Below are 14,908 nucleotides of genomic sequence, written 5' to 3'. Positions count from 1 at the left end.
ATTTATCGGGAGCACAACCTGGAGCTAAGTGATGGTTCACATATCACGATGTTATAATGATCATCACTTAATCAGAGATAACAAGGATTCGGCAGGCATTTTATATAAAGCAGTCGTCTTCTTTACTCCTAATAAAATTGGTTTGAGAAAAGAAAACTAATTAAAAGAATAGACTTAAGTTATAGAATACAATAAGTTAGTCAACTTTAACTAAGGATTACCATCCCCCACCACCGCCGCCACCGCCACCCCCACCTGATGAACCTCCTCCTCCGCCCCCGGATGATGAGCCCGGTGCAGTTGACGATGAAGAAATGGTCGAGCTGAAGCTTCCCGACAACGATGATGCAAATCCTGCTGCTCCCAGACTGCTCCAGGCTGCCCCTGAATACCAGCCGGGTTTATATCCTGCTCTCTCTCCATCTATACTTGATAATATGTCAGAAAACTTTTCTGCCCATTTGTTCTCAACTCCCAGTGCCAGTGCATAGGGTAAAAATGCTTCGAAAAGTTCTGGAGTTTTATTTGGTTCCTGAATTGAAGCGATACTGTCTCCTTCCGCAGTTCCAAGATACATTTTGAATCCTTCAATGCCGTCCATAATCTTTCTGCCAAGCAGTGTCGGTGCTTTTAACAGATGGTAGAACACAATATTAACTAGAACTATGATAGCAATGATCGGAATGATCAGCGGAGAGCTTAATTCGGAAAGGAAATAAAGCCCTACTATTTCACCAATAAGAAAGGGTATCGAGAATAGTGTTATAAATATTGCTCCGCCTAAAGCTGTTACTTTTCCCCTACCCTTATTGAGCACACCTTTCCATGCTTTGTGCGCTCCGAAAAGCAGAGCAGAAACTCCGAAGCTCCAGAATGTCGTCCATATCAGTATAAATATTTGTTCTCCTGAGCCTCCAATTATTGAAACTAGGAGTATCACTGCCGAGACAATTATTCCGATTATAAAATACCGGCGGTTTGTTATAAAGTAATTTCTTTCATAGCTGTTCTTTAATGAATTCTTTAATGCTTTTATAACACTTTGCAGAATTGAGTGATTCTTCTGCTCAAGCTCCAACTCTTGTCTGCCTCCGCTTTTTGAAAAAGATAGTTTATCTAGAACTGTCTGTTCATCAGCTAATAGCTGGCTTTTGCTTCCGCTGAGCTTTACAAGCTTATAATCTTTATCGTTCTCTTCAATCTTTAAATAGCCTTTTACAGCAAGTGAAACAATTGCACTTGTGAAGACTTTATTGTCATATCCCATTTCGGAGATAAACCGCACAGCAGCAGGAGATAAATTTTTAGGAGGTTCGTATAAAGGAATAATCAATCCTTTTGCAGGGTCCTTTCCCACACGAAACCAGATAAAAAGATAATACAATATCAATCCGACAACTCCAATAAGTCCGATAACTATCTGGATGTTATCAGCTATAAAATAACCGATTCTATCCGACTGACTTGGTTCGTAGACCAAACCTTTTGGCCACTGCACTACAATTGTCAGTCCTTGATTTGGATTAAACATTTCAGTTGCAGTAAACAAGACACGGTCAGAACTTAATATTTCATAGGAATAGTCTCTTCCCTGGTCACCACTGTAACCGGTATATCCATATAATTCCAGGTCATCACCTGAAACCGGTGCAGGCAAATTGATTGTTGCAGTAGTCTTTTCGATCAGGAAATCCCATCCATTGCCTGTTACATTCCAGTAGAGTTCATCGAAGTTATCGAAATACCCAATCTGACGATCAGTTTTATATTTGATGGTATATGAGTATTCTCCGCGTGGCAAATAATAATCGCTTCTTCCACAATAAACTCTTATCCCGTTAGTCTGATTTTCGGTATGGTAGTCTTCTGAATTCCCGTCTCTTGAAACTTCCAGCACTTCAAACTTTATTACCACATTGTTTCCGTACTGATCTTTGTATTTAGTTGGAAAATCTCGGTAAATACCTCTCTGGATTTTATTACCATCAGCAAATACTTTTATTTTCTCACTCACTATCATTGAAGCATCTTCATTAATCGTAATCTCGCTGTCAAATGATATTATCCTTTCAATATTTTCATATTGACCAAATAATGAGCCGATGAATATTAAAATTGAAATTAGTGAGATTAGTAAGATCAGTTTGCTCATATTTTCACCTGGGGTGTCGCACGCTCTGTGGCAAGAGTAATCTCAAAAAAGTTTTCTTGTTTAAAACTGAAAACACCTGCAATGATATTCGATGGAAATGATTCGACCCTGATATTGTAGTTTCTCACAGCACCATTATAATATCTTCTTGCATATTGAAGCTGATCTTCTATTTCAGTGAGCTGGTTCTGGAGATTAAGAAAGTTTTCACTTGCTTTAAGATCAGGATAGTTCTCTGCAACTATGAATAGATTTTTAAGCATTCCCGAAAGATCTGATTCAGCCGGAGCTTTATCCTTTACGCTTTCAGATTTTACTGCTTCACTTCTTTTTTTAGTGATATCTTCCAGCAGAGTTTTTTCGTGAGTGCTGTATCCTTGAACCGATGCAACAAGATTCGGTACCAGGTTGTGTCTTCTTTTAAGCTGAACATCAATTCCGCTCCAGGCTTCTTTGATAAGATTCCTGTCACGAATAAAAAGATTGTACATAAATACTGCCCATATCACTAATGCAGCAGCCAGTGCAATAAGGATTATGTTCAATTCAATTTTTCCTTAAGAATGATACTTAATTCTTCAAAGTTTTTTAATACAGGTATTCCAAGCTTCAATAACCGTTCCTCATCCTGATGACCATGTGAAAGTAGAATACAGTCAGAATTGATTTCCCGTGCAACTTCGTAGTCGTGAATTGTATCGCCGATAAGTAAAATATTACCTGAACTTCCATTTGCCCGGATCATTGATTCAAGTTTCTTTGCGAGATGTGCTTTCCCTCCGGCATAAATATTATCAAGCCCAACTATGTTCCTGAAATAATTTTCAATTGAAAAATGTTTCAGAATTCTATTCAGGCTGTTCTGCTCATACGCCGAGAGAAGATGCTGCTGAATTTTTCTTTTTTGTATTTCAGATAACAACTCTTTGACTCCAATATATAAATCACACTTGCCCTTTCTTACTTCATATTCATCCATAAACTGCTTGCCAAGAACTTCGAAAGAAGTTTTTTCAAAAGAGTGACCAGCTATCTTATAGTATTCAATAACCGGAAATGTGAATATCTCTTTATACTTTTGGATCGATATGTTAGGTAATGATTCCTGTGTCAGCAGTAAATTCATAATACCGGCGCACAACTCTACATCGTTGAAGAGAGTTCCGTTCCAGTCCCAGATAATGTGATTATACTTTTTTGAAGATTGGTTCATTTAGTTGAGTTGATAATCCTGCATAATTCAAATACAATTTCTGCAGTTATTCCCCAGATTACTTCTTCAGTTGAGTTATATACAAGTATACGATGGAAACCGTTTTTCCATGGTTTTGAATACCTCGAAGGCAGGCCAAGCTTACTTACGGGAAGTAATTCAACTTTCTTTCCATTTTCATCTGTGTATGAAGGATGAACTTCAAGCTTAACTGTGTACTCTTCAGGTTTTTGTCTCAGGAAATGTTCCACCGGAACTAAAAACACTTTTTCTACTTCATTAACATCGATTGCAAGTTCATCAAGATTTTTTATTGCGAGAATACCAACAAATGCATCTACTGTTACACCCATTGGAGCTACAAGCGTTCCGAACTTACCGATAATCTTGATTTTATCGGCTGACAGTCCAAGCTCTTCGGATGTTTCGCGTATTGCCGTATGACGCAGACCCTGATCTTTTTTACTATCGAATTCACCACCCGGAAAACTTACTTCCCCTCCCTGCCGGATTTGGTTTGAGCGCTTCTCAAAAAGAAAATGAAATTTATCGTCAATCATTACTAATGGAACAAGCACAGCAGAGTTAAAATATTTATCCTTGCCCAGGATTTCAGGTGAGTTGGTAAGAGCTAAAGTAATATTTTCGAGAGTAAGATTGCTCACAGATAAACAAAAAGAAAAATTGATTTCACAACTTCAATCTAAATTTTTCTTTTCAAATACTGAAATTTTTTTAGAAATGAAATCAATTAAGATTACTTTGTGAGGAAGGATGACTTGCCTGTAAAAATAGTTGATGATAGTGAGCTTCCATGAAACCATGCTTCCGGATTTTGAGATGAATGAATCAGGAACGAAGTAGAATCTTTGAATCCTTTGATCTCAATGAATTGTAAATCCTTCGTAGTGATATTCAGAGAAAATGTCGGCGAAACTGTCGGATCAATTTTAACATCGTCAACAAAATTACTGTTTGAAAGATTCGCAAGACGTGTGAGATAATTAGCTGTCTTCATCGAATCGGTTGGTATTCCATTCATTACCCAGCCATTATTGCTGTTAACAAGCTGGAAAGAACTATCTGCCGGATAAATAAACTGAAGCTGCTGCCAGTTTTTAAAATCAGATTTTATGACTGTTCCGTCCCTGAAAATATTCGCACCCTGGTTGAACATCATATCAAGAAAGCCGTCAACTTCATAAACATCTTTATCGTTATATAGCCTGACGAATGTATTCATCGTCCTCGGCTGCTGAAATGAAAACCTGCCGACGACAAGATCAAGTGTCTGCTTCGAACCTTCAAAAACTTTTACCCGGGAGCCAGTACTGTCTACCTGAAGTTCGTTCCATTTACTTTCGTCACGTGCTGCAAGTCTTTTAGGTTTAATAGTGATCAATTGAGTAAACAAATTACTTATCCTATCATTAAGCACTTTTGCGCTTCCCCCGGAAGGAAGAGTAACACGCCATTCATCGTTCTCTTTATATAGCTTTACTTCTTTATGATTCTGGGATTTTGGATAAATCAGTATTTCTGTCACTTTAGAAGTATCGATATCGACAAGAACTTCCCTGAAAGTTCTTTCATTTTTTCCTCCATCAAAAAGAAAAAGGAAAAGTCCTGCTAGAAGTAGCACTCCGAAAATTATTCCAAGTATTTTATTATTTATTGTCTGAAACATATTCTGTATTCATTAGTTCGTTGCGTTTTTTTCTTTTGATCTGGAATCGGATGACTCCATAAACAATTATAAATGCTATCGGCAGAAGGAAGTTCAAATATTTAAGAAGAGTTTTAGTTCCATCTTCCAGTGATGCATCGAGCGGACGAGCTGTGACACCCTTTGTCCTGAGTTCAATTAAACCTGTATCGTCAGAAAGCCAGTCAATAGAGTTAGCCATCAGACTGATGTTATCTTCACTAAGCTGCTGTGCGTTCTGTCCTTCGCCATTAACAGCAAAATCACCATCGCTGAATACTACCATCTTAAATCCGGAAGTCGCAGGAGATTTCCCTTCAGCAAGAACTGCAACCGGAAGAGAAGATAAAGTAAAATCGTTGAGTGTCCATTGCTTCATAACATCGAAATAAAGCGGCGGAGTTTGTATGCCCGATTTTTCAGAAGTGACTGCAAGCGGATACATCACTACTGAAGTATCAGTTGATGTTAATCTTATTGGACTTGCAAAAATTAATACCACTGATTCAATTCCATCTGTAATAGGATGCTTGGTAAAATTTGTAATATTTGGCAGATAAGGAAATTGAACCGGTGTATTCATCATAAACGGACCCTGCTGCTGCCGGACCATTATATTACTGCAGCTTGCATCTATTACAAAATTATCCTCGACTTCAATTCCCTTCAGCTTAAGCCAGGTTTCAAATCCTGTATAAACTTTGCTGCCGCTTCCATTGCTTAAATCTCCTTCAACAGTATTTAACGCTACTAGTAATCTTCCGCCCCTGTTCAAAAATTCATCAAGATAATTAAAATGAAGCTGCGGTACTGTATCCTTCGGTGCAATTACAACAAGAGTTTTATAATTTGGAGGAACTCCGGTTGAATCAGTGAATTGGACAGTTTCAACAGAATAGAGTATTGAAAGTTGATTCTGTAATTGCGGCATTGATGCTAATGTTGCTTCGCCGTGTCCCTGTAAAAATGCAATCGCAGGTTTATCTTTGACTGAAAGCTTTTTGATATTTGTCGAGAGAGCGTATTCCATCGCGGCACCCGGCTGAATAAACGGAATAACTTCCTTCCTGTCGCCCATCTGAACCAGTGCACCAAGATAAGCTCTCTGCTGCTTCATCTGGTCTCTTTCACGAACGTTGATCATTATCGGCTGGATACCACTTTGCTGGGCTTTCATTTCGCTTTCCTGGTTCTCACTCGGATTTAGGAACTCATACACAATGAGGCCATCGGAATTGCTTGAGTATTCAACAAGCATATCGCGGAAATCCTGTCTGACCTGCTCGATGTTTGGCGGAAGATCTTCCGAAAAATATGCACTGATGGTAACCGGTTCATCCAGTTCTTCAAGAATATCTTTTGTGGCTTTGCTTAATGTATAGCGTTGATCGGCAGTATAATCAAGTCTGAAGAAAAATCTGGAGACAATCAGGTTTATTAAAATGATAATTCCAATTACTAAAAGAATCGAGGTCTGAACTTTTTTTCTTGTAAGCATATCTCCTCCCTACTCAACAATATTTCTTTTTGATAAGGAAGTTTCTGCCAGTATTAATCCAAGGAAGGTTATTGAAAGAAAATAAATCACATCACGCAAATCAATAACTCCTCTTGAAATAGAATCGAAATGTGTTGACATACTTAAAAAGCTGAGCAGCTGACCGATTGTTCCTGTAAATGAGCTTGACAAAACATCAAATATTATCAGGAAGAAAACACCGATAAAAAGTGCAAGAAGAAATGATACTATCTGATTATTTGTTATGCTGCTGGCAAAAAGTCCTATTGCTATGTAAGCCATGCTCATTAAAACCATTCCCAGATAACCACACCAGACTGCACCGTGGTCAATCGGGCCGATAGCCCAAACTGTTATGTAATAAGGTATTGTTAACACGAGTGCAACGGAGATCAATATCAGGCAGGCAAGAAATTTTCCGAGTATCACCTGCCAATCCGAGACAGCTTTTGTAAGCAGCAGCTCAATCGTACCAATTCTTTTTTCTTCAGCGATCATTCTCATTGTTAATGCCGGTATAAAAAAGAATAATGTGAAATACGCAATTGAGAAAAACGGCTGAAGAGTTGCCTGACCGATCAGAAAAATATCTGATCCGAAAAGCCATGTGAAAAATCCGCCGATACCGAGAAATACAACGATGAAGATATAGGATACGAGCGAATCGAAAAATGAATTAAACTCTCTTTTTGAAATTACCCAGATTGATTGCATAGTTAGTTTGTAGTTAGTTCTCTGAAAATATCTTCTAATTTAGTTTCGATAGGTGTCATTTCATTCAGTACCCATTTCTTTTGAACGCATAAGTTAAAAATATCTTTGCGTGAACTTTGATTTTCCTTGCTGGTAACAAGAAAAGAATCGTTCGAATCTTTTACAAAATCAACGATCGAAACGGTATCTAATCCTTTCAATGAATTAACAACGACATCCTTGCTGTCAAAATCTTTAATCTGAACCTTAACCATTTCCTCACCTCTGGCTCTCTTACGAAGCATATCTGAAGTACCGTCAGCTACAATTTTCCCTTTGTTGATAATTAATATTCTGTCGCAGGTAGCTTCAACTTCCGGTAGAATGTGTGTACTCAGGATTACAGTTTTCTGTTTACCAATTTCCTTTATCAATTTTCTGATTTCAACTATTTGATTAGGATCAAGACCTGTGGTGGGTTCATCGAGTATTAAAATTTCCGGATCGTGAATTAGTGCCTGCGCCAAGCCAACTCTTTGCCTGAATCCTTTCGACAGCTCACCTATCTTCTTGTGCTTTTCAATATTAAGTCCACAAACAAAAACCATTTCAGTAATTTTATCCTGGATCTTATCTTTTGGAACTCCTTGCAGTTCAGCGACAAATTTTAGATAGTCAAGAACAGGCATATCATAATACAGCGGATTATTTTCGGGCAGATATCCTATCATTTTCTTTATTTCATTCTGATGTTCCAGTATTGATAAATCATTGACTTTAGCATCACCATCAGATGGAGCCATATAGCAGGTAAGAATTTTCATAGTGGTGGTTTTGCCTGCGCCATTTGGTCCGAGGAAACCGAGTATTTCACCTGTCTTTACTTCAAATGAAATATTATCCACAGCTCTTTGTGAACCGAATTTTTTGGTAAGGTTATTTACAACAATACTCATATAAATTTTCTTTTTTTGAACGGGAACAAAATTAAAGACACATTGAAATAAATTCAATGCCTCATAGACGATTCACTGACAAAAATGTTTCGTATAAAAAATGATTTTGTAATGTTTATTGATACTCTTTATTTTACTCCCCAAAATGTGTTAAAACACTAAACTTCATCCACACTAAGGAGCTAGTATGATAAAAAACCTTTTTCTGATCGTTTTACTGATCAGCCTTGTGCTGGTAAGTAACGTTTTCTCTCTCCCCCGTTTTGCCGTTAGACTTGGTGATAAATGTATTGACTGTCATTATAATCCAACCGGTGGAATTATGCGTAATGAAGACGGCTGGAATTTTGGGAAAAATATAATGAGTGCAATTACACCAAGGGACCCGGACTTTGCAACAACACCCAAAATTGGTGACAATATCAGCTTTGGTCTGGATTACAGAACACAGTTTCTTTATTCTGAAGAAAAAAGCAGAACTGATTTTCAACAGATGAGCGGTTCAATTTACACGAATGTTGGGCTTGCAAAAAATATTAATTTACTTGGGAGATACGATTTCATTACGCAAGTCTGGGAAGCTTATGGTATCGCTCACATTCTTCCAAATAATGGATATATAAAGGCAGGATCATTTGTCCCTAATTATGGAATCAGAATTGACGATCACACGGCTTACACAAGAGGCGGCGATATGTTTCTCCTGTCAACCGGTGGACGGCAGGGATTGATTTACTCCCCTTACTACACTGAAGCAGGAATTGAAGCAGGTCTATATATCAGTGATTGGGGATTTTTTACAGCAAGCGCTGGTTCTAATCTTGCAAATAATTTTACTCTGTCTAAAGATCCTACATACACAACACGGCTCGAACTTAATCCAAGAATCGGAAGAGTTGGTTTGTTATTCGGTGGTTCATATGCTGCAGCTAAAGTTCCCCAAACGGCAGATTTCTATGGAGGTTTTGCCGGATTTGGACTCGACCGGTTTTCACTTCTTGCTGAATTTGATATTGGAAATAATGTGATCACTAATGGAACCAAATCAAACTTCGCAATGGCAGAAGCCGCTTATGTTTTAACAATGGGTCTGGAAGCGGTTCTTCGTTATGACCGTATTGATCCAAACACTGATCTTGATAGTGATGAAATACAACACGTTATTGTTGGTTTCGAGTGGTTCCCTTATGCTTTTGTCGAGATAAGACCCCAGTACAGATTTGTCATAGAAGATCCGAGCCAAAATAATAATTCGGCTGTTATTCAATTTCACTTTTGGTATTAATAAGACTGTGTGCAACAAAAAACCCGACTTCGATTTGAAGCCGGATTTTTATTTTTTAAAATAATTTGATTATCAGACAGAGAAATATTTCAGAGGAGTATATTCGCTTCGCCAGATTTCAAAATAATTCTGCATTCTTCCAACAAAATATTTTGAGTCCTCCGAGTAAACTTTTCTCCCAATGGAACGCGCATCTCTGAGCAAATCCATTATTCGTCTGTCAATAAAATTTATCAGTTCTCTTGTATGCTGATCATCCTTAAACTTAACCTGATTAGCTATTATTTTTTCTTTAAGCAGAAATAAATCATTTGCATCACCAAGTGTGTCGGATAATTTCCCAAGCAGTGCCACCAGCGGACTCATGATTTCAGGCCAGATATTGCTCAGTATTCTCATTGCGTACCAGAGATCTTTCACTCTCTTTCTCCATTCATGCACATTTGCTTTAATTGATTCGCTGAATACCGCATACATATAACGCTGTCCTTGCTCATAAATTTTCTGCAGGTTCTTTTTTATAATCCTAAAATCATCTCCGGTTAGAGGCCAATTAAAAACCCTGCTTCGTGCAAGAATTAAATCAGTCGAGAGAGAATTAATGACAGCACTCTTTTTACTCTTTGCCAGCCTGATTGTCTTATGTTTTTCTACCAGGAATTCTCTGAACACTGAAAAATCAAAATTAGACATCTCGGTTTCAGAACTTTTCATGAGCTTATCGAATGTCTCAATAAGTACGGTGCTGTCTCTCAAATCAGACAAAGTTCTTCCGGCATCGCGGTAAAACATATTCTCGGAGCGAAAATTTTTTTCGCCAAGATCAGATCTTATCAATCTTAAAACTGTCCTTAGCTTCTTAAAATTTTTTCTCGTGTCGTGAATATCATCATTAAATGATCCATTTCCCTTTGCCAGGTTAAATACCGACCTGTCAATTAGTTCAAGCACAATCCTCTTCAAACCGAAGCTCAAGGTTTCATTATTTTCAAGCTGATAACTCATTGAATAATAATATTTTATTTTATTGACACCCCAAACAATTTAGTAAAAATATCGATGAAAATTTGTTAATAATTAACAACGATTTTCTCCAAATTATCTTAAATAATTACCAAAAAATATTGATTTTATTTAACCGGTTAGCAATCAGAGCCAGTAAAAATATTCATATAATAATCGACAAAAGAAGGAATTTGAAGATTATTTATGTTAATTTTAGTCCAAGAATTTTTCTTCTATTTAAAGTGAATCGTTCGGGGGATATTGCTCATAGCGTAACCCGAAAGATGTTTTAAAACTATCACCAAAATGATTTGGGGAGAAAGATGAATAAAGTGAGGGTTACTCTTTTCCTATTTGTTTTAATTATACTACAAAACTTTTCATATTCTCAATTAAAAGATTGGGGATCTAAGGTTGGAATACGCGCTAATATATTATTTCCGGAAAACGATTTTGCGAATCTGGGTTTTTCCGGTAATAATGATTTTTCATTCGATTGGTATAAATTCTCATACCATGGGGAAGCATTCTTTGGCCTGGCTGCTACAAAATCTCTCGAGGTTCATCTTAATCTTGGATATGGAATTTACACCGGTAAAGCATACTTCGATAGTCCCGATGAAAATTATGGTGAATACAGAACAACAATAATTCCAGTTAACCTTACCTTCAGGATTGCACCGTGGGATATACCAAGTTGGAATCCGTACTTATATGTGGGCGGCGGAATGATGAGCTATGACCTTACAACAGTACTCCATAGGTATTCCAGGTGAAAATAATGCAAAGGCTGCTGGCTGGACTGGATTGATACCTGTTGGATTAGGTGCTGAGTTTCCTTTATCAGACAATTTTTTGTTTGACTTGTCACTCGGCGGAGGATTTACTACAGGATTTGATGTTGAAGGTTATAGAAATGAAAATGATGAAACCTGGGAATCTTATTTCAATATTGGGCTAGGACTTACGATGATAACCGAAAGTTGTGATTCGGATAGGGATAATGACAAACTTGGCAGATGTGAAGAAGGAGAATTGGGCTGTGATCCAAGGAATCCCGATACCGATGGTGATGGATTAACTGACGGTGAAGAAGTTTTAACCTGGAGTACTATCCCAACAAAATCTGATAGTGATGATGATAAGTTAAGTGATTATGATGAAATTATGATGTTTCATACAAATCCTTTAATTGCTGATACTGATGAAGATGGATTGACGGATGGAGATGAAGTACTCGTTCATACAACAAATCCCTTAAAACAAGATACCGATAATGATGATTTAACGGATAGTTCTGAAATCCTCCAATATCTGACAAATCCACTAAAATCTGATACTGATGGTGATGGCTTATCAGATGGTGCCGAAGTAAATAATTATTTGACAAACCCGACAAATTTAGATAGCGATCTTGACGGACTATCAGATGGAGAAGAAGTTATTAAGTACGAAACAAATCCGCTGGATAGAGACACAGATGATGGATCAGTAGATGACTTTACCGAAGTACGTCGGGAAACAAATCCATTGGATCCTTCAGATGATATTATAAAATTAAATGTTCCGATTGTACTTGAAGGAATAACATTTGCAACTGGTAAATCTGAGATTGAACCTGAATCAGAATTTGTGCTACGGGGTGCTCTTGAAACTTTGCAAGAATATCCTGATATCGTTGTTGAAATTAGCGGACACACGGACAATGTAGGGAGTGAAGCTAATAATAAAATACTATCGCAGAAGAGAGCTGAAGCTGTTAGATTCTGGTTAATTAAAAATGGAATTGCACCAGATAGGATATTAGCAAGAGGCTATGGAGAAGATTTCCCAAGAGTACCAAATGAGACTGCCGAAAACAGAAGAATCAACAGAAGAATTGAGTTTAAGAGAATCCGATAATTTGATATTATAGCATTGAAATTGATTTTTCTAATGCCGTAATCAACCAGTAAGCATCAATTGAGCTCAAATATCGGACTATTTTAATACAGTTAATTATAAATTAATCTCGATCCTTCTTAAAGAAATTTGTATTTAGTTGAATTATTCCGTTTTCATTTGCTTTAATCCAGTACCCCCTTCCCGGTTCAAGTACATTTGCGACATAGTATCCGCCGCCATATCCATAAAATGAAGATGCTAAAAGGTTGGGTGGTTGGGTAGTGATTGAATTAATATTTACTACTTCATCAAATGGTCCAATGATATTCCATCCACTAACTACATTCACAGAATTCTGTGTAATAAAGTTGCCATAGACATCGATAATTTCCCCAGTATTAAATTTAAGCCAATAACCTTCTGCATTTCTTAAAGTATCAACTATTGAATAACCATTGTTGTATCTGTAAGCACCAGATATTGCGTTTGGAAACAAAATGTTTTGCTCATATCTTCGCTTAGAATTGGAACAGAAATTAAATTCCACCCGGTGAAAACATCAAATTGAAATGGATAGATTGTGAATGAATTATTACTTACATCATAATTTGCAGGACTAACAGTACTTGATATCCGGATTTTGCAATTTGTTGATGAAGTTTCTGGAACATCCCACTCAAATGAACCGGTATTTAAATATGAATTTACAACCGGAAGCCAGGTAATTCCAGAATCCGAAGAAAATTCGATCTTGACTGAATCTGTATTCTGTGCTATCCAGGTTACATCATAATTACTTCCACCCAATATATTTTCTCCTCCATTAGGCGAGGTAACCGTTATAGAGATTTGAGATAGATTTGTTAAAGTAAACTTGACTGCTTGTTGAATCTGAGATAAATAAAATGGCGACTGAACCTTGTAAACCAATATAACCAGATGACATCTTCCTATCACAAAATTTGCCGGAACTGTATATTGAATGTTCTTTGATATTGTTTCCCCCATATTCCAGGTTGATCCGTTAACCAACATCTCTCCTTCAGCACCATTAATCATTGCCCGGACAACATTGTCATGAACATATTGACTCCCTCCAGGACAACTGGTATTTCCAGATTGAGGATATACTAAACTATCTTCAATGATTATAAGATTCATTTTAAATGTTCCTGATAAATTTTGAAGAGCTGTTGAATTAATATTTAAATTCAGTAAGCGGTTAACCGGGTTGAATGTACCATTTGTGGCAATACTTACATTTGCCGGGACACTATTTCTATTATTTACAGAATTGAACCAGGACTCACGACCGACCGGTGCACTGGTTCTATCAATAATACCAGTTGGGTAAGCTGAGAATGTTAAAAAACTAATTATTGAATTACCGGGAAAATCATCAAAGGGATCACTACTACCAGCCGGACCATGATAACCGAGAAAAATCGCATTCGGTATACTGGCTTTTATCTGCTCTATAACTATATGCCCACAGGGACACCATTGACACCATGTTCCTGTGCAATATTCAAGCACAGGATTTCTTTGCTGCTGTGCGGATAAATCTTTTGGTAAATACAAATAGAGAAATGAAGTGATTAGTAAAATTCTTAGTAAGTACAGCATAACACCTTCCCTGAAATAATTCTAATGCTAACCTATTCAAAATAATTACATTGGACAAGTAAGAATTGTTATCAGGCAAACAAAAGTTCTTATAAAATTCATTTTACACAGTAGATGGGAAAAAATATTTTAGGAATTGGCTAAAGCCACTATCTAATGGAAAATGGTCCAATTGTTATTGATTAAACTTCACTAATAAATAAAATTGCTCAAGAATTGACTTCTTTTTGAAGAAAAATAAATTAATTAATCTCCTGTAAAATTTTTAAGAGGATTAAACTGCTACTTACTTTTCACATAAACTTTAAATTCATCAAGTGTTGGTTCAATGTTAATTGGAAATCCATTAAATGTAGAAGCCTGAGCATGAGATATTTTTATGGACGATTTAATTTCCTTTGCAGAAGCTACAACATCGATAATTTCATAAACTACTCTGACTAAATCATTATGGTCTCCAGGTGGCAATCCACCCTGCAGGTTGGAATTATATAGCACCACGTAAATTTCATCGTCAGCCGTGTTTGAACCTTTAATTACGTTATAGTCTAGCAACCAGCTTGGATCTTTTAAATCTGATCCTTTTTGAACATCCTTGAATGTGAGTATTGCGGTATCGTCGTCTGACTTATTAAATAATATTCTGAACTGCAAGGCCTGTACTTTTCCTGTAAGCTTAGTCAGTTGAATGATGTCAGTATAAGTACTGTCATCCAATTTGTGGTCACTCTCTTTGAGGAAATGTAAACCGCCAATATCAGGAGCAGTTGTAGATTGAAAATTTTTATCTGTTTGTGCGATACCTGTAAAATTTAACAGAATAAATAATACGATTATAGTTCTTGAGTAGTTTTTCATAATAATTTGAAT

General features: G+C 36.9%; 13 protein-coding genes and 1 pseudogene. 2 read left to right on the top strand and 12 right to left on the bottom strand.

Translation table 11 applies throughout. The annotated features are described in order from the left end of the window. Positions 1 to 217: 217 nt before the first annotated feature. The 8 genes from IPM14_14855 to IPM14_14820 form a co-directional block, all read right to left on the bottom strand. Entirely contained in the window at positions 218 to 2,152 is a 1,935-nt protein-coding gene (locus IPM14_14855) for a DUF2207 domain-containing protein (protein ID MBK9099363.1), read from the bottom strand. Further along, positions 2,149 to 2,643 carry a LemA family protein gene (locus IPM14_14850; GenBank protein MBK9099362.1) on the bottom strand — a complete coding sequence of 165 codons (495 nt, stop codon included), beginning with the start codon at positions 2,641 to 2,643 and terminating at the stop codon, positions 2,149 to 2,151. The genes IPM14_14855 and IPM14_14850 overlap by 4 nt, the downstream gene beginning before the upstream one ends. A gap of 50 nt (positions 2,644 to 2,693) precedes the next feature. Further along, positions 2,694 to 3,365, bottom strand: a complete 672-nt coding sequence (locus tag IPM14_14845) for an HAD family hydrolase (protein ID MBK9099361.1) — start codon at positions 3,363 to 3,365, stop codon at positions 2,694 to 2,696. Then, positions 3,362 to 3,925 carry a CoA pyrophosphatase gene (locus tag IPM14_14840; GenBank protein MBK9099360.1) on the bottom strand — a complete coding sequence of 188 codons (564 nt, stop codon included), beginning with the start codon at positions 3,923 to 3,925 and terminating at the stop codon, positions 3,362 to 3,364. The genes IPM14_14845 and IPM14_14840 overlap by 4 nt, the downstream gene beginning before the upstream one ends. A gap of 197 nt (positions 3,926 to 4,122) precedes the next feature. Further along, entirely contained in the window at positions 4,123 to 5,052 is a 930-nt protein-coding gene (locus IPM14_14835; protein MBK9099359.1) for a DUF4340 domain-containing protein, read from the bottom strand. Next, the gene (locus IPM14_14830; protein ID MBK9099358.1) at positions 5,033 to 6,568 is read right to left on the bottom strand and encodes a Gldg family protein; all 1,536 of its coding nucleotides are present in this window, start codon (positions 6,566 to 6,568) and stop codon (positions 5,033 to 5,035) included. Before IPM14_14830 ends, IPM14_14835 begins: the two co-directional genes overlap by 20 nt. 9 nt (positions 6,569 to 6,577) lie before the next feature. Beyond that, positions 6,578 to 7,303 (bottom strand): ABC transporter permease subunit, encoded by a 726-nt coding sequence (locus tag IPM14_14825; protein ID MBK9099357.1) that lies wholly within the window; start codon positions 7,301 to 7,303, stop codon positions 6,578 to 6,580. A 2-nt stretch (positions 7,304 to 7,305) separates the two neighbouring features. Beyond that, complete coding sequence (locus tag IPM14_14820) at positions 7,306 to 8,238, bottom strand: ATP-binding cassette domain-containing protein (GenBank protein MBK9099356.1); 933 nt, start codon at positions 8,236 to 8,238, stop codon at positions 7,306 to 7,308. Between the two features lie 187 nt (positions 8,239 to 8,425). Here IPM14_14820 and IPM14_14815 point away from each other — a divergent pair, with 187 nt between their 5' ends. Beyond that, positions 8,426 to 9,523 (top strand): hypothetical protein, encoded by a 1,098-nt coding sequence (locus IPM14_14815; GenBank protein MBK9099355.1) that lies wholly within the window; start codon positions 8,426 to 8,428, stop codon positions 9,521 to 9,523. 72 nt (positions 9,524 to 9,595) lie between these two features. On the opposite strand, the gene IPM14_14810 is transcribed toward IPM14_14815, so the two are convergent. After that, positions 9,596 to 10,474 (bottom strand): CHAD domain-containing protein, encoded by an 879-nt coding sequence (locus IPM14_14810; protein ID MBK9099354.1) that lies wholly within the window; start codon positions 10,472 to 10,474, stop codon positions 9,596 to 9,598. Between the two features lie 377 nt (positions 10,475 to 10,851). On the opposite strand from IPM14_14810, the pseudogene IPM14_14805 reads away from it, so the two are divergent. Further along, positions 10,852 to 12,430 (top strand): annotated as a pseudogene (locus tag IPM14_14805) (OmpA family protein). Positions 12,431 to 12,533: 103 nt separating this feature from the next. Here the strand turns inward: IPM14_14805 and IPM14_14800 are convergent. The 3 genes from IPM14_14800 to IPM14_14790 form a co-directional block, all read right to left on the bottom strand. Further along, positions 12,534 to 12,908 (bottom strand): hypothetical protein, encoded by a 375-nt coding sequence (locus tag IPM14_14800; protein ID MBK9099353.1) that lies wholly within the window; start codon positions 12,906 to 12,908, stop codon positions 12,534 to 12,536. Beyond that, positions 12,854 to 14,038: an Omp28-related outer membrane protein gene (locus tag IPM14_14795; GenBank protein ID MBK9099352.1), complete on the bottom strand. Its 1,185-nt coding sequence runs from the start codon at positions 14,036 to 14,038 to the stop codon at positions 12,854 to 12,856. Before IPM14_14795 ends, IPM14_14800 begins: the two co-directional genes overlap by 55 nt. A gap of 282 nt (positions 14,039 to 14,320) precedes the next feature. Then, positions 14,321 to 14,896 carry a hypothetical protein gene (locus IPM14_14790; GenBank protein ID MBK9099351.1) on the bottom strand — a complete coding sequence of 192 codons (576 nt, stop codon included), beginning with the start codon at positions 14,894 to 14,896 and terminating at the stop codon, positions 14,321 to 14,323. Positions 14,897 to 14,908 lie beyond the last annotated feature (12 nt).

Source organism: bacterium (assembly GCA_016716565.1).
Lineage (GTDB): Bacteria > Bacteroidota > Ignavibacteria > Ignavibacteriales > Ignavibacteriaceae > IGN2.
This window is presented reverse-complemented; position numbering and strand designations above follow the sequence as displayed.

Excerpts from the sequence above, each read along its gene's own strand:
- IPM14_14850 (MBK9099362.1), bottom strand. The coding sequence starts at position 2,643 with ATGTACAATCTTTTTATTCGTGACAGGAATCTTATCAAAGAAGCCTGG.
- IPM14_14855 (MBK9099363.1), bottom strand. The coding sequence starts at position 2,152 with ATGAGCAAACTGATCTTACTAATCTCACTAATTTCAATTTTAATATTC.
- IPM14_14820 (MBK9099356.1), bottom strand. The coding sequence starts at position 8,238 with ATGAGTATTGTTGTAAATAACCTTACCAAAAAATTCGGTTCACAAAGA.
- IPM14_14835 (MBK9099359.1), bottom strand. The coding sequence starts at position 5,052 with ATGTTTCAGACAATAAATAATAAAATACTTGGAATAATTTTCGGAGTG.
- IPM14_14840 (MBK9099360.1), bottom strand. The coding sequence starts at position 3,925 with ATGATTGACGATAAATTTCATTTTCTTTTTGAGAAGCGCTCAAACCAA.
- IPM14_14795 (MBK9099352.1), bottom strand. The coding sequence starts at position 14,038 with ATGCTGTACTTACTAAGAATTTTACTAATCACTTCATTTCTCTATTTG.
- IPM14_14845 (MBK9099361.1), bottom strand. The coding sequence starts at position 3,365 with ATGAACCAATCTTCAAAAAAGTATAATCACATTATCTGGGACTGGAAC.
- IPM14_14790 (MBK9099351.1), bottom strand. The coding sequence starts at position 14,896 with ATGAAAAACTACTCAAGAACTATAATCGTATTATTTATTCTGTTAAAT.
- IPM14_14830 (MBK9099358.1), bottom strand. The coding sequence starts at position 6,568 with ATGCTTACAAGAAAAAAAGTTCAGACCTCGATTCTTTTAGTAATTGGA.
- IPM14_14815 (MBK9099355.1), top strand. The coding sequence starts at position 8,426 with ATGATAAAAAACCTTTTTCTGATCGTTTTACTGATCAGCCTTGTGCTG.
- IPM14_14825 (MBK9099357.1), bottom strand. The coding sequence starts at position 7,303 with ATGCAATCAATCTGGGTAATTTCAAAAAGAGAGTTTAATTCATTTTTC.